At 36.6% G+C, this 24,150-nt stretch carries 22 protein-coding genes and 1 riboswitch; of the genes, 16 read left to right on the forward strand and 6 right to left on the reverse strand.

The features are described from left to right. The first annotated feature begins 59 nt into the window (after positions 1-59). The 4 genes from aguB (at position 60) to trxA (ending at position 2,848) form a co-directional block, all read left to right on the forward strand. Positions 60-941: an N-carbamoylputrescine amidase gene (aguB, locus tag acsn021_RS10440; RefSeq protein WP_184089903.1), complete on the forward strand. Its 882-nt coding sequence runs from the start codon at positions 60-62 to the stop codon at positions 939-941. Between the two features lie 253 nt (positions 942-1,194). Then, on the forward strand, positions 1,195-1,824 hold the full coding sequence (locus acsn021_RS10445) for a hypothetical protein (protein WP_184089900.1): 630 nt from the start codon (positions 1,195-1,197) through the stop codon (positions 1,822-1,824). 193 nt (positions 1,825-2,017) lie between these two features. Next, positions 2,018-2,491 carry a glutathione peroxidase gene (locus acsn021_RS10450; RefSeq protein WP_184089897.1) on the forward strand — a complete coding sequence of 158 codons (474 nt, stop codon included), beginning with the start codon at positions 2,018-2,020 and terminating at the stop codon, positions 2,489-2,491. Positions 2,492-2,539: 48 nt separating this feature from the next. After that, a complete protein-coding gene (gene trxA / locus acsn021_RS10455) occupies positions 2,540-2,848 on the forward strand; it encodes a thioredoxin (protein ID WP_184089894.1) in 309 nt (102 codons plus the stop codon). A gap of 100 nt (positions 2,849-2,948) precedes the next feature. Here the strand turns inward: trxA and acsn021_RS10460 are convergent, their stop codons facing one another. Continuing rightward, entirely contained in the window at positions 2,949-4,664 is a 1,716-nt protein-coding gene (locus acsn021_RS10460) for an ATP-dependent metallopeptidase FtsH/Yme1/Tma family protein (protein WP_184089891.1), read from the reverse strand. 366 nt (positions 4,665-5,030) lie between these two features. Between acsn021_RS10460 and acsn021_RS10465 the strand changes: the two genes are divergently transcribed. After that, on the forward strand, positions 5,031-5,501 hold the full coding sequence (locus acsn021_RS10465; RefSeq protein WP_184089888.1) for a metal-dependent transcriptional regulator: 471 nt from the start codon (positions 5,031-5,033) through the stop codon (positions 5,499-5,501). Positions 5,502-5,574: 73 nt separating this feature from the next. On the opposite strand, the gene acsn021_RS10470 is transcribed toward acsn021_RS10465, so the two are convergent. Further along, on the reverse strand, positions 5,575-6,585 hold the full coding sequence (locus tag acsn021_RS10470) for a substrate-binding domain-containing protein (RefSeq protein WP_184089885.1): 1,011 nt from the start codon (positions 6,583-6,585) through the stop codon (positions 5,575-5,577). A 249-nt stretch (positions 6,586-6,834) separates the two neighbouring features. After that, positions 6,835-7,016: riboswitch (Lysine riboswitch) on the forward strand. A gap of 294 nt (positions 7,017-7,310) precedes the next feature. Between acsn021_RS10470 and acsn021_RS10475 the strand changes: the two genes are divergently transcribed. The 3 genes from acsn021_RS10475 (at position 7,311) to acsn021_RS10485 (ending at position 9,838) form a co-directional block, all read left to right on the forward strand. Continuing rightward, positions 7,311-8,162 carry a transporter substrate-binding domain-containing protein gene (locus tag acsn021_RS10475; protein WP_184089882.1) on the forward strand — a complete coding sequence of 284 codons (852 nt, stop codon included), beginning with the start codon at positions 7,311-7,313 and terminating at the stop codon, positions 8,160-8,162. A gap of 135 nt (positions 8,163-8,297) precedes the next feature. Further along, positions 8,298-9,080, forward strand: a complete 783-nt coding sequence (locus acsn021_RS10480) for an amino acid ABC transporter permease (RefSeq protein WP_184089879.1) — start codon at positions 8,298-8,300, stop codon at positions 9,078-9,080. 11 nt (positions 9,081-9,091) lie between these two features. Then, the gene (locus acsn021_RS10485) at positions 9,092-9,838 is read left to right on the forward strand and encodes an amino acid ABC transporter ATP-binding protein (RefSeq protein WP_334297318.1); all 747 of its coding nucleotides are present in this window, start codon (positions 9,092-9,094) and stop codon (positions 9,836-9,838) included. 104 nt (positions 9,839-9,942) lie between these two features. Here the strand turns inward: acsn021_RS10485 and acsn021_RS10490 are convergent, their stop codons facing one another. The 3 genes from acsn021_RS10490 to acsn021_RS10500 form a co-directional block, all read right to left on the reverse strand. Then, a complete protein-coding gene (locus tag acsn021_RS10490) occupies positions 9,943-10,887 on the reverse strand; it encodes a multicopper oxidase domain-containing protein (RefSeq protein ID WP_184089876.1) in 945 nt (314 codons plus the stop codon). 125 nt (positions 10,888-11,012) lie between these two features. Then, on the reverse strand, positions 11,013-12,296 hold the full coding sequence (locus tag acsn021_RS10495) for a glycosyl hydrolase family 18 protein (protein WP_184089873.1): 1,284 nt from the start codon (positions 12,294-12,296) through the stop codon (positions 11,013-11,015). A gap of 153 nt (positions 12,297-12,449) precedes the next feature. Further along, positions 12,450-12,944, reverse strand: coding sequence for a MarR family winged helix-turn-helix transcriptional regulator (locus acsn021_RS10500; protein WP_184089870.1), 495 nt, complete (start codon positions 12,942-12,944; stop codon positions 12,450-12,452). Between the two features lie 198 nt (positions 12,945-13,142). Here acsn021_RS10500 and acsn021_RS10505 point away from each other — a divergent pair, with 198 nt between their 5' ends. The 5 genes from acsn021_RS10505 to acsn021_RS10525 all read left to right on the forward strand — a co-directional run bounded on the left by acsn021_RS10505 (position 13,143) and on the right by acsn021_RS10525 (position 17,933). Then, positions 13,143-13,688 carry a glutathione peroxidase gene (locus tag acsn021_RS10505; RefSeq protein WP_184089867.1) on the forward strand — a complete coding sequence of 182 codons (546 nt, stop codon included), beginning with the start codon at positions 13,143-13,145 and terminating at the stop codon, positions 13,686-13,688. A gap of 408 nt (positions 13,689-14,096) precedes the next feature. Beyond that, entirely contained in the window at positions 14,097-15,797 is a 1,701-nt protein-coding gene (locus tag acsn021_RS10510) for an ammonium transporter (RefSeq protein ID WP_184089864.1), read from the forward strand. A 213-nt stretch (positions 15,798-16,010) separates the two neighbouring features. After that, complete coding sequence (locus acsn021_RS10515; protein WP_184089861.1) at positions 16,011-16,370, forward strand: GntR family transcriptional regulator; 360 nt, start codon at positions 16,011-16,013, stop codon at positions 16,368-16,370. Positions 16,371-16,466: 96 nt separating this feature from the next. Beyond that, positions 16,467-17,156 (forward strand): ABC transporter ATP-binding protein, encoded by a 690-nt coding sequence (locus tag acsn021_RS10520; protein ID WP_184089858.1) that lies wholly within the window; start codon positions 16,467-16,469, stop codon positions 17,154-17,156. Between the two features lie 15 nt (positions 17,157-17,171). After that, on the forward strand, positions 17,172-17,933 hold the full coding sequence (locus acsn021_RS10525; RefSeq protein WP_184089855.1) for a hypothetical protein: 762 nt from the start codon (positions 17,172-17,174) through the stop codon (positions 17,931-17,933). Between the two features lie 339 nt (positions 17,934-18,272). On the opposite strand, the gene acsn021_RS10530 is transcribed toward acsn021_RS10525, so the two are convergent. Then, the gene (locus acsn021_RS10530) at positions 18,273-18,578 is read right to left on the reverse strand and encodes a hypothetical protein (protein WP_184089853.1); all 306 of its coding nucleotides are present in this window, start codon (positions 18,576-18,578) and stop codon (positions 18,273-18,275) included. Between the two features lie 775 nt (positions 18,579-19,353). On the opposite strand from acsn021_RS10530, the gene acsn021_RS10535 reads away from it, so the two are divergent. The 3 genes from acsn021_RS10535 to acsn021_RS10545 are packed head-to-tail and all read left to right on the forward strand — an operon-like array spanning position 19,354 to position 24,148. Beyond that, on the forward strand, positions 19,354-22,275 hold the full coding sequence (locus acsn021_RS10535; protein ID WP_243182327.1) for an extracellular solute-binding protein: 2,922 nt from the start codon (positions 19,354-19,356) through the stop codon (positions 22,273-22,275). A gap of 58 nt (positions 22,276-22,333) precedes the next feature. Then, a complete protein-coding gene (locus acsn021_RS10540) occupies positions 22,334-23,260 on the forward strand; it encodes a carbohydrate ABC transporter permease (protein ID WP_197978606.1) in 927 nt (308 codons plus the stop codon). Continuing rightward, positions 23,261-24,148, forward strand: a complete 888-nt coding sequence (locus acsn021_RS10545) for a carbohydrate ABC transporter permease (protein ID WP_184089844.1) — start codon at positions 23,261-23,263, stop codon at positions 24,146-24,148. Positions 24,149-24,150: the final 2 nt, after the last annotated feature.

Here is a 24,150-nt window from a genome sequence, read left to right on the forward strand (position 1 = left end):
GAAAATTAGTTGTTTCCCAAGTGTCTAACTTGTAAACATGTGAAAGGATGGCAGAAAAAATGAGAAAAGTGAAAGTAGCGGCAACGCAGATGAGCTGTACAGAAAATATTCAGGATAATATTGAGAAAGCGGATAAATTAGTTCGTGAAGCTGCTGCAATGGGTGCTAATATTATATTAATCCAGGAGTTGTTTGAAACTCTGTATTTTTGTCAGAAGGAAAAGCCGGAATATTATAACTATGCTACAGAAGCAGCGGAAAATAAAGCAATCAATCATTTTAAAAAAGTAGCCAGAGAATTAAATGTGGTACTTCCAATCAGCTTCTACGAGAGGATGAATAATGCAAGATATAATTCCTTGGCTGTTATTGATGCTGACGGTGAAATTCTTGGTATCTATAGGAAAAGTCATATTCCTGACGGACCTGGCTATGAAGAAAAATATTACTTTAATCCAGGGGATACTGGTTTTAAAGTATGGAATACCCGTTATGCTAAGATTGGTGTGGGTATCTGCTGGGATCAATGGTATCCGGAGGCTGCAAGAGCCATGGCTTTAATGGGAGCAGAATTACTATTTTATCCTACTGCAATCGGGTCAGAACCGGAGAGTCCGGAGGTAGATTCAAAAGATCACTGGCAAAGATGTATGGTTGGACATTCCGCCTGTAATTTAGTACCTGTGATTGCTTCAAACCGTATAGGCAAAGAGGATATCGATGGTTCAGTTATTCATTTTTATGGCTCCTCCTTCATTACCAATGCCGTGGGTGAAAAAATTGCAGAAGCTGACCGAATGACAGAAACCATTCTGACTGCTGAATTTGATTTGAGTGCAATCGCTGAGCAGCGCATTGAATGGGGGATTTTCAGAGATCGGAGACCTGATTTATACCAAGTACTCTTAACCTATGATGGTGTTGTAAAAAGTAGTTTCTAAATCTTTTAATTTATTCTGAAAAGGAATATGAAAATAGAATAAAAATGTTATTAAGTAAACAAACAGGAGAAGGAATGTCTATATCGAGATTTCTTCTCCTATTATGTTAGGATACGAGAATAAATAACTTGCGTGATGTGTAAAAAATGATATAATAATCACATTAAGTGGTTAAATTATTGAATTTCTACAAAAGATAATCTTCAGAGAAACACGGAATCGGAATGCTGGTTTACAGAAAGAAGGTGCACTTATGAATATCTCAATTAGAAATAAAGATTTTTTTAATATAAAAGATAATGATTCATTACAAATATATTTTGGCGGGGATCAGGCTTGGTATATAAAGGCCTGGAGCAAAGAGGCTGGATGTGGTCCGACTTGTGCGGCTAACATCACTGCATATCTAGCCAGAAGCAAAGAGATGTACAAAGAACTATATCCGTCGGTAAGTTCGGATAAAAATGAATTTTCTAAGCACATGGAAGTACTTTTTCAATATGTAACGCCAGGTGCTATGGGTGTAAACAGTGTTACTAAATTTACAGACGGACTGGAGCAATATCTGAAAGCAAAGAACATAACATTAACACCAAAGATATTGTCAGTAGATCCTTTTTCTAAAAAGCTAAGAGATACAGAAGAGCTAAAAGTTTTTGTTGAAAAAGGGCTTTTAGCGGATTGTCCCATTGCCTTTTTAAATCTTTCAAAAGGTGCAGAACGGCGGCTTCAGGGCTGGCACTGGATTACGATTACTGGAGTAAGAACAGAAGGGGAAAGCCTTATAGCAGAGGCTTCTGATGAAGGAAAGAAGATAGAATTTGATTTAAAACTCTGGTATATGACAACTAAAATGCATGGAGGGTTAATTTATTATGTTTAACCAAAAGAATATGGTTATTATATTAAGAAGGAACGAGTAGCAACGTTCCTTTTTTTTACTTGTAATATATGAATGAGGAAAAAATTAAATCTAAAATTAATATAAACTTATTGACAGATTAATAAAAGAATAGTATATTTAATTCAGAAAGATTGTAAACAATTAAATAGAACAAAATCAATAGGAGGTTTTTATGGGTTTTTATGATTATTCTGCTGTCAAAATGGACGGAAAAGAAGTAAGAATGGAGCAATACAAGGGCAAAGTAGTAATTGTTGTGAACACTGCCAGTAAATGTGGTTTAACACCTCAATTTAAAGAATTAGAAGAGCTCTATAAAAAGTATAAGGATCAGGGCCTTGTTATTCTTGGTTTTCCCTGCAATCAGTTTGCAAAACAGGATCCGGCCGGAAATGATGAAATTAATTCCTTTTGCCAGTTAAATTATGGTGTCAGCTTTGATATGTTTCAAAAAATTGATGTTAACGGCAGTGAAGCCCACCCGTTATACCAATATCTTAAAAGTGCAGCAAAAGGGGCTTTGGGGAATACTATTAAATGGAATTTTACTAAGTTTTTAATAGATAAGGACGGTAATGTGATAGAACGATTTGCACCTACCGTAAATCCGGTTAAAATGGAAGATAAAATTACAGAATTACTCTAATATAAGAGATTATTCATACATTTGACATTCGAAAGGAGAGTAGACATTATGGTACATGTATTATCAACAGAGAATTTTGAAGAAGAGGTAATAAAAGAAAAAGGTACAGTATTGGTTGATTTATATGCGGATTGGTGCGGGCCATGTAAAGTACTTGCTCCTACTGTAGAGGCAATTGCCGATGAAGAAACGGGTTTAAAAGTAGGGAAAATGAACATTGACCAGAATCCGGATATCGCAGAGCAGTACGGAGTCCGCTCAATACCGACATTGTTATTATTTGAAAACGGTGAATTAAAGGAAAAAACCGTAGGCTTACAATCCAAAGCGCAGATATTAAATTTAATTAAAAAGTAATAGTAATTTTTAAGCTGACACTTTATATGAAGGGCTGTTGTTATTCTATCTGATAAGAATAGCAACAGCCCTTTTATAAAATTAGCTTATAGGATTATTATTAAGCAACGATTCGATTAATATCTTCTCCGGTAAGAGACTCTTTCTCTAATAATTCGATTGTGATTGCTTTAAGAGAGGATAAATTCTTTTCTAACAGAGTTCTTGTGGAATCATACAACTGATTCATCTGACAACGGCATTTGCTTAACAGTTCCCTATCATAACCTTCTTCTAAAACAGAAACATTAAATAAACCCATGTCTTCATCCATACCATATTTATTAATATAATCTACCAGCATGGCAGAGGCTTTTTGAATATCATTGCTTGCTCCTGTTGTTATTTCATCAGATCCAAATATCAATTCTTCAGCAGCTCTTCCAGCTAAGAGCATCTGGATACTTGCTTCTATCTGCCGTCTAGTCTGAAACATAGTATCTTTAGGAATACTTAAGTTAAAACCGCCAGCACCCCGGACACTAGGTATAATGGTAACCTTAGATATATAATTTTCCGGTTGTAAAAGCTTAGTGGCCAATGCATGTCCTGCCTCATGATACGCTGTAATATTCTTATCCCGGTCTGTAATATAACTTCTGTCTTGTATGGGAGCTCCTGCAATAACAGTATAGAAAGCCTTATCTATATGACTTCTTGATATCATCGCCATTTTGTCATTTGCGGCATTAATGGCCGCTTCATTTAACAAATTCTCTAGCATAGCACCACTAAAATAAACGGTGGATTTTGACAAGGCATCTAAATCTACATCCTCTGCCAATGGTTTTTTGTCTGCATGTAATTGCAGGATTTTCTTTCTTGCATTTATATCCGGAAGAGCAATTTCTATCTGCCGATCAAAACGTCCTGGTCTTAATAATGCTTCATCCAAGGTATCAAGACGATTGGTAGCACCAATAACGACAATACCCTTATTGTCATGGAAACCAGACATTTCTGTTAGAAGTGCATTGAGTGTCTGATCCCGTTCGTCATTACTGGCAGACGCATTCCTAGCTCTTTTCTTACCAATGGCGTCAATTTCATCAATAAAAATAACGGCACGTTCACTTTTTTTAGCTTTATTAAATAGATTTCGGATACGGCTGGCTCCTACACCAACATACATCTGAACAAAATCAGATCCGCTCATGGCATAAAAAGGAACATTAGCTTCTCCGGCAATCGCTTTGGCCATTAATGTTTTTCCGGTTCCCGGAGGGCCGTAAAGCAAAAGCCCCTTTGGCATACGGGCTCCGACAGCAGTATATTTTTCAGGATCTTTTATAAACTCGATAATATCTCCAACCATCATTTTAGCTTCTGCATTACCCGCCACCTGATTCAAAGTAACCGTTGAGGCAGTCATATTTTTGGTGGCATCAGCAATTAAAGGTTTATTAGAGCCGCCTCTTCGCATATAATAAAACACGCCTCCTGCTACGGCGATTAAGATTAGAAATTGGAATACTCTAACGAAGGCACTGGTTTCGCCATAGGTTACGGTTATATTATTTGTTAATAAAAATTCGATAAAATCTTCTGTTTTAGGGTTGGGAATCGTATACGTTTGCTTTTTATTACCTTTTAAAACCGCTAAAAAAGTATTTCCGTTTTCCTTAATTTTGACCGAATCGACTTTATTTTGTTCTAGAGCCTCTAAAAATGAGGGGTAGGACATTTCCTGACTTTTGTTGTCCAGGTTTAGAAATATAAAAACACTAAGACTTATAAATGCCAGGACTGATAAAAGAATAATTATGGTTTTTTTCATACAACAGCCTCCCGGAAGTTTTCAAAAAATACAATATGTTAACAGCACAATTGGTTTACATAAAACATTACTCTTATTATAGAACTGTCTATTCCAAATATCTACAATGTATTACTGGTAAGTATGTTTTTTTATACCAGTTAAAAAGGGAGGAAGCGTATTTTTGGATTATATGTATAAGGGAATACCCCTACCCATCCTCAGATAGTGTACAATAACTAGGTTTATCTATATTTTTCATAGTTAGTTCATATAATAAAATATAGGTAATTACAGAACTTTGTATTCAATGGCAGGTATAATTTCATCCTTCAATAACTGTTTTCAAGTATCTATAATGGTGAATTTAAAAATGGGGGAGTGTTTATGACAGACGGAGAATTTTTTACATTTCATGAATATATGAAAAGGGAAGCCGAAGGCTTGTCACCCTCAGCCCAGGATTATCTGGAAATGATTTTTAGGCTTTCGAAGGAACATGAATTTACAAGAGTAAATGATTTGGCAGCAGCCCTAAATGTACAGCCGCCGTCAGTTACCAGAATGATTCAAAAACTGGCAGACCAACATTTACTAAAGTACGAGAAGTATGGAGTAATCAGGCTAGAACCGGAGGGGCTCCTTCTTGGTAAAAATTTATTAGACAGACATAATCTAATCGAAGAATTTTTGAAATTACTATGTATAACAGAAGGGCTATTAGAAAGTACAGAAAAGATGGAACACACTATAAATGCAGATATCTTATTGGGAATAAGCAAGCTGCTGAGGTTTTTTAAGGAATATCCCAATGTTATGGAAAAGTATAAAAAGTATATGAGCGAAAAATCAGAATGAGCTGTTACAATAAATCAATATCTGAGATTGGTTTGTAACAGCTCTGCAAACTAAATACAAACTAGGAATTGGCTTAACGATTTCTGGTGCCGGTTTCATCAATTAAATAAACTTCTGAAAAAAGTTCTTTTGTCTCTCTATCATCATAAGTAATGGTACCACCATTTAGTAAAGTATTTGCTATTTCTACACCTAAAGCCCCCATTTCATAAGGCTGCTGGGCTATTGTGCCCTGCATATACCCATTTTGAATGGCTTCAATTGCAGAAGGATCTCCATTAAAACCAATTATCATGATTTTGCCTGTCAAACCGGCCTCATTTACAGCTTGCGCTACTCCTAGTGCCATAGTATCATTTTCGCTAAAAACCACCGCTAAATCACTGCCATAATTCTTTAGAATTTCTTTCATTGCTTCATAAGCTTGTTTTTGACTTGAGTTGGCGGTAACTTCCGCAACCACAGCAATATTACTGTCTTCCATAACTCTGGCAAAGGCTTCGCCGCGCCGTCTTGCATAGGTGGAAGTTTCTTCTGTTTTAATTATAACGGCGTTGCGGCTGGAAAGTTCATGCTCACGTATTAATCTTAGTGCATATTCTGCTGCCAGTACACCTCCCCCATAATTGTCAGAAATAATGAATGCATCAATATCTGCTCCTCCTGTACCTACATCTATTACAATTAATGGAATACCTGCTTCCTCTGTTAAGTTTGAAACTACCATCATGGCTTCCGGATTTATCGGAGATATTAACAATGCATCAATTCCCTGAGCAATTAATTCCATAGTACCGGTTATCATTTCAGAGGTATTGCTCTTTTGGTCATAAGGTATAACACCTATATTTAATTCCCTAGCCCGGTTTATAACTCCTTGTTGCATAGTCTGGAAATATTCCTGCTCCGTATTATAAACCGACCACCCAATTACAATATTGTCCGCTGTTTTAACGTAGTCTTTTTTAGATTCATTGCCTGTAACCGCATTTTTATAAACTACTGTATTTTTATGATATCCGATATAAATTAACAGGAATGAAAAGGCCAGCAGTAATACATTTATCCTCCAGAAATTTTTCATAAAGCACCTGTGCCTTCCTGTGTATCCCCAAAAATATTTTGAGAAAGGTTTATATTGTTAAAATATGAAACCCTGTATGCATTTATTCCCAAGGACGAGTAGGATTTTAATTTCGCCAAAGTAACAAGGTTTTAATAAAAGAATAAAGTTTTAGCAGACTAACTTTTTAGGAATTATGATTTCATAATTGACAGATAGTGATTCCTGTTGTAAGATAGATAACATAATTTCATATGGCCTCACTTTGACAAGTGAGGTAGAGGCGCGGTATTTAACAGTCTGTTGTGGAGTCTGAGTGGCAAAGATGCTATGGAGAAGGAAATATCGCCGAAGTGTATAATACACTCCGTATTATATGCTGGGACTACAGTTAAGAGCTGTAGGACTGTCTCAATGAACTTCCCAGTTTATTGAGTTGTGCTATCTCCGATGGGAAAATGGTGGGGACAAAGGATTTTTTAGTGAGCCTGAGTTTACCTCAAGGCTTTTTTTGTTTCAATAGTAGAATATTCTTCTTGTAAAGGGTTGCTATAGTAGGATTTCTCATAAGCTAAAAGAGGACAAACTGACCAGGATGCAGGCGTAACCATAAAAAACAAGATAGATTAAAAGAGGGTGCACAGCAAGAATTAACTGGGGAAATATAATATTAAGTGTATACTGGTTGGGTATAATATGGAAATAGATTATGCAGTATCTAACCAGTTGTAAGAATGGAGGAAATTATGAAGAAGAAAGTAGTTGGATTATTAGCCGTTGCGTTATCAGCTGTTATGCTTTTAGGAGGGTGCGGTACAAAGAATACTGCAGGGAACGGAGATAAAACAGGAGAAAACGGTGATAATATGTTCCGTGTGGGAATGGAAGCTGGTTACGCTCCCTTTAACTGGACCCAGATGGATAATAAAAACGGTGGAGTAACAATTGAAGGCAGCCCGGAATTTGCAGGTGGTTATGATGTGGAAATCGCAAAAAAACTGGCGGAAGGCCTTGGAAAAGAATTGGTAATTGTAAAGACAGAATGGGATGGGTTGGTACCGGCTTTAACCTCTGGAAAAATTGATGCTATAATAGCCGGCATGTCACCAACTGCTGAAAGAAAAGAAACCATTGATTTTACTGAAAATTATTATAAGTCAGATTTAGTTATGGTAGTAAAGAAAGGCAGTCAATATGAAGGAGCTGCTTCCATTCAGGATTTTTCAGGCGCAAAAATTACAGCGCAGTTAAATACATTCCATTATTCTGTAATTGATCAGATAAATGGTGTAGTAAAGGAAACTGCTATGGATAATTTCACTGCAATGAGAGTAGCTTTAGAATCCGGCATTATTGACGGATATGTATCTGAACGTCCGGAGGGAGTCAGTGCAGCAGCTGCAAATGAAAATTTTGCGATGGTAGAATTTACACAAGGTTTTGATACCTCTGATGACGATACAGCGATTGCTGTAGGTTTAACAAAAGGTAGTGACTTAACAGCTAAAATAAATGAAATATTGGCTGGAATATCAGAAGAAGAACGTACAAGCATTATGGATACAGCTATTTTAAATCAACCAGCTGCACAAGAATAGATTTTTTACAGACTGCCGCAAGTTAAGTTTTGCCTGTGTATACCTAGAATGTTTCAGGGTAAGAAGGAACGATGACGATTGGTTACCGGGTAAGGCTTGCCTAGTGGCAGTTTTGCGAATGAAGGAGGAAGAATTATGAGCCTGGAATGGCTGATTAATATAATTTCAAAATACTGGCCTATGTTCTTAAGAGGCGCGGGGATTACGCTATATATATCAATTATTGGTACGATTGTGGGAACCTTTATCGGATTGATGGTAGGAATTGTGAAAACAATTCCGCTGCCTGAGAGAGGTATGAAAAGAATACTATTAAAAGTAATAAATGGGCTGCTAAGTGCATACATTGAATTTTTCAGAGGAACACCGATGATTGTACAAGCCATGGTAATTTATTATGGCTCGGCACAAGCATTTGACATAAACATGAACAAGACCTTTGCGGCTATTTTTATTGTGTCCATTAACACAGGTGCGTATATGTCTGAAATTGTCCGCGGAGGTATTTTGTCCGTGGATAAAGGACAGTTTGAGGCAGCCTCAGCAATTGGTATGAATCACATTAAAACGATGATACATGTTGTTTTACCTCAGGTAATTCGAAATATTTTACCAGCTACCGGAAATGAATTTGTTATCAACATTAAAGATACCTCAGTATTAAATGTGATTTCTGTATCTGAGTTATTTTTCCAGACTAAGTCCGTTGCAGGCAATAATTTCAGATACTTTGAGTCATTCTTTGTAGCTTGTGTCCTGTATTTTATTATGACCTTTACCATAACAAGAATTTTAAGAATGGTTGAGCGTAAGTTGGATGGACCTGATAATTACATTATGATGGGAAACCAGATGCAGGTTGAAAAACCGGAACATATGTTAAAAAGAACGAAAAACAGCCCCGGTGGCAGAGTGTAAAGGAAGGAAATGTGGAGATGGAAAAAGTGATAGAAATTCAACATTTGAGTAAGTCCTTTGGCAGCCATGAAGTATTAAAGGATATTGATTTTACTGTGAACAAAGGGGAAGTAGTTTGTATTATAGGCTCTTCTGGTTCCGGTAAATCAACGCTTCTTCGTTGCATAAACCTCTTAGAGAAGCCAAACGGCGGGAGTATTATTTATAACGGTGAAAATATTTTAGACAGTAAACATGATATTTACGGATATCGTACTAAACTTGGTATGGTTTTCCAGCATTTTAACCTGTTTAATAATCATAATGTGCTTAGCAATTGTATGGTTGGACAGCTAAAAGTCTTGGGTCGTAGTAAAGAGCAGGCACAGACTGTAGCCATGAAATACCTAAAAGTGGTTGGAATGGAACAGTATATTAACGCTAAACCAAAACAGCTCTCAGGCGGACAAAAACAACGTGTGGCGATTGCACGAGCATTATCCATGGAACCGGATGTTCTGCTTTTTGACGAGCCGACATCCGCACTTGACCCGGAAATGGTAGGGGAAGTATTAAAAGTTATGAAAGAACTGGCTCAATCAGGCTTAACCATGCTGGTTGTAACCCATGAGATGGGATTTGCAAAAGAAGTGGCAGACCGAGTGGTATTTATGGATAAAGGGGTTATAGCAGAAGAAGGCAGTCCGGAGCAAATCTTTAATAATCCAACAGAAGACAGAACAAGAGAATTCTTAAGCCGTGTATTAACAAATTCCTGATAAGAATAAGTAGTACCATTTGCTAAAAAGGATGCTCGAATTAACAATGGAACTATGTAATATCCTGCTAGGGGATAATTATACAGTTCCATTTTTATTTATAGTTAGATATAGAGTATTTTAGATATAAAGCCACCGGGTGCAACTCCGTTGTTCGACTGCTGAAATGTCTTTGTTCCTATTAAGGTCCATGTACCAGGGTTATCAGCTATTAAGTCAATGTCAGTTCTTCTGCCAGAGGCAAGGTCTATGGTGTCATCCATAAAATCACTTCTGGAAAATCCATTAACATTGGCAATCATAAAATTGTGTCCGTGAAAATGCATATATTGATTTTCGCCAGCTTTCGTTACAAAGCGGATACGTATTTTATTGCCATAGCGAAAATATAGTGGTGAGGTATCCGGAAAGCATTTTCCGTTAATTGTGAAATAATTAGGGTGCCTGTGAAATTTGTCCGGTTTATAAACACCTGGATATATTTGCCCCATTTGGGGCTGCGGAATATCCCATTGTTGCATTAACAGGATATAATCCTGATCCGGGATTATACCATCACTGATATCCTGATCTTTTGGTAAAACAATAAATGCCCCCATCATACCCATAGATACTTGAAAGTCTTGACTAGATTGATAAAAATAAGTACCGCTTTGCCAACATAGGAATTTATAAGTATAGCATTCACCGGGTTTTACTGGTTGAAAACGTTGGTTCATATGAAAGGTATTATTTAGCAGATTCGGAATTGTCAAACCATGAATGGACAAGCCTGTTGGCTCATCCAATCTGTTTTCTAAAGTAAGGTAAATCCATTCCCCTTGTTTGATGATAATCAATGGACCGGGTGTTACACCATTATAGCCTAAGGCATCAATGGTCAAATCAGTTAATATATTATGCAAAACCGGCTGAGCGATAAGGTGAAAATGTCTAAGATTGTACTCCTTGGTGTAGGAGGCTATCTCCATATCCGGGGCGATAATACGGGATTCCCAAATAGCAGCATCTGCACGATGTACGATTTGATATCCAAATTGATTATCCATAGCATTATTCCTTACAGGTTTATTAATTATAGTATTCTTTAAGTACAATAGTGTGCATTTCGATAGTACTGTCGCAGTTCTCTGTAAGGAGTAAGAAAATCTTTCTTCTATACATGAGTAATAATTTAAACCTTGGTAATATTAAAAAGTTGTGTTACTACAATCCAGCTCTGTGGGAAAAAATTCATAATCTGCCAGATTCCTGAACCACTTAGTCCATATTCTGGTATTAATCGATATTTTGCATTCATACTTCTGGCATCCTCAAACCATACAACATGCTCCCTGCTGTCAGGAGCAGTATAATAGTAAAATGGTGTTTGTGAGTCTTCATCGAATTGAATGGTAACGCCGTTTTCAACACCACGCTCTAATGCAGCAACGTTACTTAAGGATTCCGCTTTTGTTTCACCTCTGACAAAGGGCAGCGCCCAATCATATGCATAATTAGGAATTCCCATCAATATTTTATCAGGATCAATTTCAGATATACCGTATTCAAGTACTCTGCGTACACTATTTAGGGGAGCTGTTGCCATGGGAGGGCCAAATGTATATCCCCACTCATAGGTCATTAACAGCACTTTATCTGCAATTCCACCAATAACGGGATAATCATGAGCCTGATATAAGAGTCCAACTTGGCCTGCCGAAGTTTTTGGTGCTAGTGCTACGGTAACAATATAGCCTTCGGGTTCTAGTTTGGCTTTTGCTCTTGATATGAAATCTATGAATAATTGTCTGTCTTCTGGTAATACAAACTCGAAATCAATATCTAGTCCTTGGTATCCCTTTGTCTGAATATTAGCAAGAATGTTATTAACAAGCCGGTCTTGAGCTTCCGGATTAATGAACATTTGATGGGCAATTTCATTACTAAAAGAACCACTGGCGTCCATTGGGGCGAGCACCATTAGAGGGGCAACACCGTAATCAAGAGCAAGCTGAATCAACTCTTCGTCATCGATTGTATTAAGTTCACCTTCCGGAGTAAACCCATAAGTAAAAACAGAAAGGTACGTAAGAAAAGGGAGTGTTTTTCTTAGAACAGTACGGTCTATAAAGGTATAAGCATATCCATTAATAATAATATTACCTAAAACTTCATCGCGTTGAAAACGAATAACTAAGTTATCCCCGGGGATTAATCCCTCCTGGTTTGCAAGCCAGGGGTTGTTTTGTAAAATCTGAGTAGGTGTGACGCCGTATTGATTAGCTATTTGGTACAAAGTGTCGCCCTCTACAACGGTATGGGTTACTTCTGGAGTTAAAGCAATGATACTTTGCCCAACTAATAAATTATCTGGGTTTGGCAGTTCATTATCTACAATGAGCCTTTCACGTGTGACTCCATATTGTGCGGCGATTGAAGTCAAGGTATCGCCAGGCTGTACGACATGTATTTCCATAATGCCTCACAAGAAACTTTTATATCTAATATATGCTGGAAGAAATCCATTGTGTCATAATGGAGTGTATTAATAATTTCATTGCATCTCTGAATGTTCCGGTATTTTTATACACAACTGGAATGAATATAAAACCATAAATAGCAAAGACTATTAATAATCATTTTTTCCAGTTATCTGCTCCATAAGAGTATGGAGCGTAGACATGAAGCCCATGGTATTATCTAGACTAAAATCGATAGAGCAGATTAAGTCTTGTGGAATATGAAAAGCTTGCTCTTTTAAGTTGCGCCCTGTATCAGTGAGTTTGATTACAACACTGCGTTCATCGTCCATGCTTCGGATTCTGGTAACAAATCCCTGACTTTCCAACTTCTTTAAAAGGGGTGTTAGGGTGCCGGAATCTAAAAAGAGCCTATTGCCCAGTTCTTTTACTGTGATTTCATCTTTTTCCCAAAGTGCAAGTAAAGCTATATAACCTGTATAGGTCAAATCGAGAGGGTCTAACAGAGGTTTATATTTTTTTATGATTTCCTTTGAGCAGACGTAAAGAGCAAAACAAAGCTGATTGTCAAGCTTTAGTGCTTCCTCATGGGGAAAATTATCGGAAAGTTGATTTTTGATATCTTTATCAAGGTTTTTACTCATAATAACAAATCCTTTCTGGTATAATTCAAGTAGTTTAGATAGGTGGTTAGTACTACAATTAAATTTTGTACAATTTAATAGTAAATAAGAAAATTCAAAAAGTCAAGAAAATTATATTGACAAATCTGTTATAATTGAATACAATTAAATTGAAAACAATTAACAACAATATATATACTAATTTTAGGAGGTAGAAAAATGAGTGTTTATGATTTTAGTGTTTTAAATATCGCAGAAGAGGAAGTTTCATTAAAAAAATACGAGGGACAGGTACTACTCATTATCAATTCAGCAACAAAATGCGGCTTTACGCCTCAATACGATGAACTACAGGATTTATATGAAAAATATAGCAAAGATGGTTTTGTTATTCTGGATTTTCCTTGCAACCAGTTTGGAAACCAGGCTCCTGGTACGAATGAAGAAATCCTAAGTTTTTGTGATGCAAAATTTGGTATAACCTTTCCTATGTTTTCAAAAATTGAGGTAAATGGGGAGGAGGCACATCCTCTATTCCAATATCTTGTGAAAGAAAAAGGATTTGGTGGATTTAATGAAGATCATGAATTGTCAGCTTTATTAAATAATATGTTATCCGGTAAAGATCCGGATTATGATAAAAAGCCAAGTATAAAGTGGAATTTTACTAAATTTCTAATTGATAGAAATGGAAATGTTGTTGAAAGATTCGAACCAACGGAGTCTATATCTGTTGTAGAAGATAAAATAAAAAGCTTGTTGTAGAAAATAAGAGTAAGTTGCTAGAGTTTGTGAAACGTAAATAACTTTGTCTGAATCAGCTAAAAATTAAAAAGAAATATGTTGATATTTCTCTTAATTTCATAAATCTTAAAATTTGCTTAAAAATACATTGACAAAATATAAACTGCCAATTATACTTACTAATAAATAAAAGGCAAGGGCGCTGTAGATATTTTCTGCAGTGCCCTTTTTGATTGCAAGGAGGGTCGCAGATTTGGATGCTTTCTATTAACTTTATTGCAGATTTAAGGTTGCATGCAGAAGTCAAGCGACCTAAAGTGTAAGATTACATTATGTATTATAAGAGAATTTGAACACAAAGATGTGTATTCAGGACTGCATAGAAGAGATTCCTGAATATACGTCTTTTAATTTTAGGAGGGAAAGTTTATGTATTCATCAGCAAATACGATTTGGGTTTTAATTGCAGCAGCACTTGTTTTTTTTATGCAGGCTGGATTTGCAATGGTTGAGACTGGTTTTACGAGGGCTAAAAATGCCGGTAATATTATTATGAAAAATTTAATGGATTTTTGTTTAGGAACTCCGATTTATTGGCTCTTGGGATTTGGTATTATGTTTGGAGGAAGCAGTGCATTAATTGGGGGCTTTGATCCATTCGTTAGAGGAGACTATTCTTCTATTTTGCCGGATGGTGTACCTCTAGAAGCGTTTTTAATTTTTCAGACTGTTTTCTGTGCAACAGCAGCAACTATCGTATCTGGAGCAATGGCAGAAAGAACAAAGTTTTCATCTTACTGTATCTATAGTATGGTAATTAGTGCAGTGGTTTATCCTATTTCTGGACATTGGATTTGGGGAGGCGGCTGGTTGGCACAAAGGGGATTTGTTGATTTTGCCGGTTCTACAGCAGTTCACATGGTAGGTGGAGTTGCAGCCTTGGTTGGAGCAAAAATATTAGGGCCTCGTATTGGAAAGTATGATAAAAACGGCATATCAAAGGCTATACCGGGACACAGCCTAACACTTGGTGCGTTGGGAGTATTTATTCTCTGGTTCTGTTGGTTTGGATTTAATGGCGGATCAACCGTATCTGCAACAGGAGATGAGTCTCTCGTTGCCATGGGGCATATTTTTGTTACAACAAATCTATCAGCAGCAATTGCAACCATAGTAGTAATGTGCGCTACTTGGATTCGTTATAAAAAACCAGATGTGTCAATGACCTTAAATGGCTCTCTGGCAGGGTTAGTTGCTATTACCGCAGGCTGTGCAGTTGTATCTCCGGTTGGAGCTGCCATTATCGGTATTATAGCAGGTTTTGCTGTAATGTTTGGAATTGAATTCATTGATAAGGTATTAAAAATAGATGACCCGGTTGGAGCAGTTGGCGTTCATGGTGTCTGTGGTGCATTAGGTACTATACTGGTAGGTTTTTTTGCACAGGATGGAGGTTTATTTTACGGTGGCGGAGTATCTTTGCTAGGGACTCAGATTCTAGGTGTAGTTGCGGTTGCGGCATGGGTCGTTGTTACAATGACAGTTACTTTCTACATTATTAAAGCTACCGTGGGATTGAGAGTCTCCAAAGAAGAAGAGATTCTTGGTCTAGATATCAAGGAGCATGGATTAACAAGTGCCTATGCAGACTTTATGCCCAGCGTAGATGTAACTTCAGAGGTTCAAGCAGCAGGAATGCCTGTACAGCTTGCAACACCTGTTGAAAAAGCAATTCCCGTATCTACAGTCGGCTATACACCGGCTGCAGACGGAGTTAAGATGACGAAAGTTGTTATTATTGCAAAGCAAAGCAGATTTGAAAGTTTAAAACAGGCAATGAATGCAATCGGTGTTACAGGTATGACTGTAACCAATGTCCTTGGTTGTGGTATGCAAAAAGGTTCAACTGAGTACTACCGTGGTGTTCCATTGGAAATGAATTTGCTTCCAAAAATTAAGGTTGAAATTGTAGTTTGCAAAGTGCCGGTTGAAACGGTAGTTCAGGAAGCCAAGAAAGCCCTTTATACAGGCAACATTGGTGACGGTAAGATATTTGTTTATGATGTGGAAAGTGTTATAAAAGTACGGACTGGTGAAGTGGGCTGTGCCGCTCTTCAGGATGAAGAATAATAAGAAAAGTTATATTTTTGAGGCGGAATGTATATAAACTGTAGAAACATAAAGGAGGACTTATTTTTTAACAGATAAGTCCTCCTTTATGTTTGTTTAGAAAAATAAATTATATTTGTTACATTAAATATTAAAAAGGTATTGACAAAAATGTTATACTAGTGTACTATCTAATTAGTTCACTAGTATAACGTAAAAGAAAGGAGGAGTTACATGGAATTTGATAATAATATACCAATTTATATTCAGGTTATAGAGGATATAAAAAAGGATATTGTGCGAGGAGTCTTGGAGTTGGGTGAGAAGCTTCCCTCCGGAAGGGATTTGGCAATGAAGTATAAGATAAACCCGAATACTGCTAATCGCATCTATAAGGAAATGGAAGCAGAGGAACTGTGTTTTACAAAACGAGGCTTAGGAACTTTTGTAACGGAGGATATAGATAAGTTGAAACAGATACGCGAAGAAATGGCCGGAACTCTTTTAGAGAATTTTCTGGAAGGAATGAAGCATTTAGGGTTTTCAAAAGAGGATATCAAACATCTGATAGATGTAAAATATGATGAGAAATAATTAAAACAATATGAAGTATAGTAGGAGTGAAGTTCAGATACAGATATTCAACTCCTCGATTTGTACGCGACCAAAGGTCGCAGATGGGAGAAAATTATGATTTTACAAAGTAATAATCTTGTGAAAAAATATATGAGTAAAACTGCTGTTAACGGCATTACGCTGGATATTGAGGCCGGTAAAGTATATGCGTTACTAGGGCCCAATGGCAGCGGAAAAACCACCTGGATGAAGATGGTAGCAGGACTGGTTAAGCCAACCAGTGGAACGATTACCTATAAAGGCATCTCTATTGGAATCGAATCCAAAAGTAAGATTGCATATATGTCTACAGAGCCTTTCTTTTACAATTATATGACAGTTAAGGATGTGGGCAAATATTACAAAGACTTCTTTTCAGATTTTGATGAAAAACGATATGAAGAACTGATTGAACGTATGGAATTATCTATGAAGGACAAAGCAAAGAGCTTATCCTCCGGTATGGCCGCTAAATTAAAAATCGCCGCCACTATGGCTAGAAAAGCAGAACTCTATATGCTGGATGAACCTTTAAATGGTATTGATATAATTGCCAGAGAGAGAATTATCACTACAATTCTTGAGGTAACGGGTGAGGAAGCCACTCTTATTATATCCTCACATTTAGTAGATGAATTGGAAAAAATCATTGACAATGCTATCTTTGTTAAAAAAGGAACCATTGCAATGAACGGAGAGGCAGAAGAACTCCGCTTAGCTCATGGCAAATCTATAGTTGAATTATATAAAGAAGTATATGCATAATAGGGGGATTAAAAAATGTTAAAATTAATGAAATATGAATTTAGAAAACAAGCTTTATCAAAGTTGGTAATTCTGTCAATTATAGCATTTCTTGAAGTAATGTTTGTTATAGGTGTGTTGCTTGAGAATGAAAATACTATGGCCACTTCTATGGGCTTTTTAGGAGTACTTACAATCGGAGCCATGTTCTTTCTTGCTTTTGAGTCAATTATAACATATAGCAATGATTTAAAACAGAAGTGCAGTTATATGCTGTTTTTAACTCCTAACTCCAGTTACAGTATCGTAGGAGCAAAGGTCGTATCAGCTGCAATACAAGTCTTTGTATCTGGCATTGCCTTCGTCGCTATTTATGCCATAAACGGAACCATTTTAGTTGCTAAATTTGCTTCGATAGCGGAAGTAAAAGATTTGATTTTAGAATTTTTTAGAGCCGTAATAAAAATAGATGTCGATATGTCTGCTATTTTGCTTGTAGTTGCAGTTATATTACTTTTCTGGATTAATACCATAACCGTAGCCTTTTTCTCTATAACCTTAAGTACCACTTTCTTGGCAGAAAAGAAATTTAAAGGAGTGGTAAGTTTTATACTGTTCTTCTTTATAAATTATGTGTATGGTAAAATAACGGATTTGGTATTAAATGATAGAGTTAATTTAATGGTTCATAGGGAAACAAATATATATTTGTTTCTAAACATACTGTTTCTACTATGCTTTACCATTATCACCTATGTGGGTACTGCCTGGATGTTAGAGAAGAAGGTTAGCGTATAAAAGTTATTCCTGTAATACGGTTTACTTATAATCGGGTGCAATAGATTATAGATAGGAGCTAACATGAGGATAAACAGCAATTATTATTATATAAAGAAAAGAAAAAAGAGATACTTACTAACAGTTCTTACAATATGCGCAGTATTCATTTTACTGGTGGCAAGAAAAAACAATAAAAAAATGGGAACACTTCCATAGTGTCAAACCATAAAGTAAATAATTTTAAGAAAGTATCTGCACCTCATAAGGTGTCTAAGATGTAAATGGCAGTCACACAACAAAGTACGTTGGTGGCTGCTTTTATTTTGATATGAATTTTATTGTCTGGTAAAACGTTACTTATGCGGCAATAAGACGCTCGGCTTCTTCGCAAATAGTTGAAGCAACGGCAGCTTCATAATTGTCTGCCTCTACATGCATTTTCTTAATATCAAAATATAAAATTTCAAAGGGGATAGTACCTTTAACTTCTTTTCCTTCTTTTGTAACAGTCATTAAGATTTCTCGATTGTGGTATTCTATGCCGACAGCAACTTTGCTGTTAGTTAACAATGTATTATTACACAGTTTCAATATAATATCCTTAATTAAATTACAATCGCTCTGAACATTGTCAGACATAGCACTTGGACTAGTATAAATCATAGTTATCTCCTTTTCAATTTGGGACGTTAATTGTAAAATTGCCTTTTTAGTTGCATTAAAAAAGATTGAAAGCAACAAATAGCTACACTTAAACCCTTATCTTATTTTAAGCTAATACATATAGAAATCAAGCCCGCCTGAAATCTATTCATATTAAATTTAAAAATCAGAATCAGAATACAAGTTATTCTAATCTTGTTAAACCTTTCAACCCGGCGTAGCAGGCATTCCAAGCCCGCTTGGAACACTGCCCATCCAGCACAATCTAAGTAGATATTGATTGTGCTCGACGTTTTACAACATAATATACTATTTTTCTTAAGATAATTCAATACCTTTTTAAAAGTTTGTAAAATCTGCTTAAGATAGCAAGAGAAATAATAGGATTTCATACGTTTCTTTTAAGCAAAATAAAAGCCTCTAGCAATATGCATGAGTTTTAGTGAGAAAAATATGATTTAATGGTGATTATTATAGTTAAGAAAGAGAAGAAGACGACCGTGTCTAATAGCGGATTGGATTTGCACATTATAATAAGAAAAAATGCATAAAAAAATGACGATTTTGTGAACAAAAAGCAAATTCGTACAAGACTGTGCATTGTGTAACATGTATATTATGAGATGTAAAAACCTATAATAAAATGCAATAATAACATATAAATACTTGCATGTAAATAAATGGTATGCTATAATGCACATATATAAATAAATAATGCAAGGTTGTGACTATTATTATGCACAGTAATGCACAAATGCAAGAAAGGAGAACGAGAGTGAAAAGAACAAAAGAGCCAAAGATGTTTGTAATACTTTTGTTAATTTTTGCTACACTTAGCAATACTTTTCACAACCCTAGCAATATAATCCATGCTGAAACAAACAGGGATATTTCTAACTTCATAGAACAATTAGATAATGTTTCAACCCAGGGAATGGGATATCAGGAATATATTTCACGATATGACAATACTAAGAAGCCGAATGCTGTTTATACAATCGAGGCAAAAGATTATGTACGGGTTGAAGGTATGACAGTTGAGGAATGGACGGACTATGAAAAAATGGAAGGTATATCAGTTTATACTGAGGAAAGCGGTTTTATAGAATATGAAGTGATGATAGAGACAGAAGGATTTTATGAATTAGCTATGCTATACTACCCCGTAGAAGGAAAGAGTGCTTCTATTCAGAGAGGAATATTTATAGATGGTGAGTTCCCTTATAAAGAGTTAAATCTAGTTGAATTCTCAAGAATATGGGTAGACTCCGTTGACCAATGGGAAAAAGACAACAGAGGCAATGATTTAAAGCCAACTCAAAGAGAAGCACCGGAATGGATTACCAGCTATTGCTATGACAGCAATGGTTATGAAACAAATCGATTATCTGTATATCTAACAGTCGGTAAGCATACCATAACACTATATTCGAGAAGAGAGCCCATGCTCCTTCGAAAGATTATATTAAGCAATTCACAAAAATTAAAGACATATTCACAATTAATGGTCACAAATGAAGCTTTTAATAAGAATAATTCAATAGGAAAAACCGTGAGAATCGAGGCAGAAGATGCCAATCGGAAATCCTCACAGATGCTTTATCCTACTCAGGATAAATCCTCTCCGGCAGTATTTCCTTACAATGCAAAAGAACTTCGGAATAACACAGTCGGAAATAACAGCAACTGGAGACTGCTCGGACAGTGGCTGGAGTGGGATTTTGAAATAGAGGAAAGCGGGTATTATTACATAACCCTTCACGCAAAGCAAAATTTTGTAAGAGGTATATACACTTCCAGGAAGATAAGTATAGATGGGAAGGTACCTTTTGAGGAAATGAATGATTATGGTTTTTATTACCATAGTGATTGGAATATGATAACCCTTGGAAGTAAAGAAAAAGAACCTTACCTCTTTTATTTGGAGGCGGGAAAACATACTCTTCGCATGGAAGTGGTATTAGGAGACTTCTCAAAACTGGTGAGCCGGGTACAAGACTGTATCCTTAAGTTAAACTCCATATACCGGAAAGTAATTCGAATTACTGGTGTAGAGCCTGATAAGTATAGGGATTATAATATAGAAACTAACGTACCGGGTCTACAGGAAGAAACAGCCGTTTTAAGAGACCAACTGGATGAGGTTTTAACCGGACTTAAAGAAGTATCAGGAGGTACCAGTAACCGGGAAGCAGTACTAAAAACTATGAGGGATCAGTTAGACTATATTTCAAAGGATGTAGAACGTTTCACTAAAGTATTAGGTTCTTATAAAATAAATATGAGTGCCATGGGCACCTGGATAAGTTCTGCACTCGAGCAGCCATTAGCACTGGATACGATATATGTTCATTCGCCGGATGTAAAGATAAGGGAAACTAACAATTCCTTTTGGGATAAACTAAGGCATTCTGCGAAAACTTTATTATATTCCTTTATCATTGATTACAATTCCATTGGAACTGTGGTAGATGAGGATGACACGTTAAAAACTATTACTGTATGGGTAGGTTCCGGCAGAGATCAGGCAAATGTACTAAAATCCCTAATTGATGAGTCTTTTACGGCTGCGGCCGACATAAACGTTAACGTCATGTTGGTTGACATGAGTACTTTATTACAGGCAACTTTGTCAGGGCAGGGACCGGATGTTGCATTACAGGTAGGTGGAGATTTACCCATGAACTATGGCTTGCGAAATGCAGTTGTTGATTTGTCTGCGTTTAATGATTTAGGAGAAATTAAAGAAAGATTTAGGGAAAGTGCTATGGTACCTTTTCAATTTGAAAGAAAGACTTATGCACTTCCGGAAACCCAGACATATCTCATGATGTTCTATAGAAAAGATATCTTAAAAGAACTGGGTCTTGCTATACCTACAACCTGGGATGATATGAAGATAGCGTTGTCCGTTTTAAGTAAAAACCAGATGGATCTTGGTATGCTGCCGTTAACGGAACAAGTTTTTGCCATGCTGCTCTATCAAGGGGGAGGAGAATATTATAATAGCTTAGGGACTGCCTCTGCATTAGACAGTGATATTTCCATTAATACATTTAAGGAATATTGTGCTTTTTACACAGATTATAAATTAGATAAAGAAACCAGTGTTTCCCAAAGGTTCCGCACAGGGGAAGCACCCTTGGTAATTTCAGACTTTACCTTGTATAACGAGTTACAAGTATCAGCACCTGACTTAAAGGGATTATGGGGCTTTACAATGGTGCCGGGTACCTTTAATACAGCAGGTAATCAAAAAACGGTAGACCATACAGTAACAGGTACCGGTACGGCTGCCGTAATTATGAGTGCATCAAAAGAAAAAGAAGCCTCCTGGGAATTTTTAAAATGGTGGACGTCAACAGAGATTCAAACTCAATATGGCAGGGAAATGGAGGCACTTCTAGGTGCAGCAGCTCGTTATCCGACAGCGAATATAGAGGCATTCCGGAATCTGCCTTGGCCCTCTCAGGACTATGAGGCTCTAATGAAGCAGGCAGAATGGTTAGCCGGAATTCCTCAAGTTCCTGGTGGTTATTATTCCTGGCGTAATATTAATAATGCCTTTTACCATGTAGTGTCGGCAGAAGAGAAAAACAAGATGCAGCCCCGGGAAGCTTTAACGGATTTTGTAAGGTATATTAATGATGAAATAACCTTTAAACGTAAAGAATTTGGATTAATAACAGCAGAATAGGGGAATTAGTGTGAAATGAAAGTGCTATAAGCACTAGGGCACACAGATGGGAGTTGAGATGAGTAAGAAAACAACAAAAACTACAAATAATGAATGGTCCCTGTTAAACCAAATTAAGCGCAGCAAGACATCATATATCATGCTTGCACCCTATTTCATACTATTTTTCCTGTTTACAATATTACCGGTTATTACTTCTATTGTTTTTAGCTTTACCAATTTTAATATGTTAGAACTGCCAGAATTCGTTGGATGGGATAATTACATTCGATTATTGTTAGATGATGATATCTTTAAAACAGCGATCCGAAACACCTTGATTTTTGCTGTTATTACAGGACCAGTCAGTTATTTTATGTGTTTAATCTTTGCTTGGATTATTAATGAATTCAAGGGTAAGGTAAGGGCACTTTTAACACTGATATTTTATGCTCCCTCCATCTCTGGTAATGCCTTTGTTATATGGTTAATTATTCTCTCTGGTGATCGTTATGGGTATCTAAATGGTTTTCTCATGCGATGGGACTTTATCAGTGAACCCATCTTATGGTTAAAAACAGAAAAATACGTACTGCCACTTCTAATTATTGTTCAATTGTGGCTAAGCCTTGGTACCGGCTTTTTAACCTTTATAGCGGGACTTCAAACAGTAGATAAAACGTTATATGAAGCAGCAGCAGTAGATGGAGTAAAGAATCGATGGCAGGAGCTTTTCTATGTAACCCTGCCATCTATGAAACCCCAGCTAATGTTTGGTGCTGTCATGCAGATTACCCAGTCTTTTGCTGTGGCAGACATATCCATTCAACTGGCAGGCAATCCAAGTATAAACTACGCAGGAACAACCATTGTAACCCATCTTCTCGACTTTGGTACTTTCCGCTATGAGATGGGATATTCCTCTGCCATAGCCTCTGTTTTGTTTCTGTTTATGATTGGTACGAATAAACTGGTACAAAGACTGTTAAGAAAGGTGGGCAGTTAGATGAAGCGAGACTACAGTAAACCTAAAAAGAGGTTGTTTCACCGTCAAAAAACCCTAAACCGTTCTATGGCGGGGAATCTTACTTTATTTTTATTTATGGCTGTCTGTGGTGTATTTATGGTACTCCCGCTCATTATGGTGGTAAACAATGCTCTAAAGCCTTTGGATGAATTGTTTCGTTATCCGCCTAAAATATTCGTAAGAAATCCAGAATTTGATAACTTCTCTGATTTATTTGTTCTTATGTCAAACTCCTGGGTACCCTTAAGCCGTTATATACTAAATACCGTTATTATTACCGGTGGCGGAACCATTGGCCATGTACTATTTGCTTCGCTTGCAGCTTATCCTCTGGCAAAACATAATTTTCCGGGAAAGAATATATTATTTAAAATAGTAGTATTATCTTTAATGTTCTCCTGGCAGGTTACCCAAATACCTAATTATATGATTATCTCCTGGCTTGGAATTAATAATACGTATCTGGCAGTCATACTTCCGGCATTTGCCTATGGCTTGGGATTATATCTTATCAAACAGTTTATGGAGCAAATTCCTGACTCCTTAGTAGAATCTGCAAGACTTGATGGAGCCAATGAGTACCGCATATTCTGGGCCATTATTATGCCCAATGTCAAACCAGCATGGTTAACCCTGGCTGTTTTACAATTTCAAAGCATGTGGGGAAATACCGGAAGTACATATTTACGAAGTGAACAGCTCAAACCCCTGCAATATGCCTTACAGCAGATTGTAAACAGCGGACCCGCAAGACAAGGGGCAGCTGCGGTGGTAACTTTTATTATAGCTGCCATTCCAATCACCTTCTTTATTATCTGTCAGAGCAGTATCATCGAAACCATGACCACATCGGGCATGAAAGAATAAGA

This window comes from Anaerocolumna cellulosilytica, assembly GCF_014218335.1.
Lineage (GTDB): Bacteria > Bacillota > Clostridia > Lachnospirales > Lachnospiraceae > Anaerocolumna > Anaerocolumna cellulosilytica.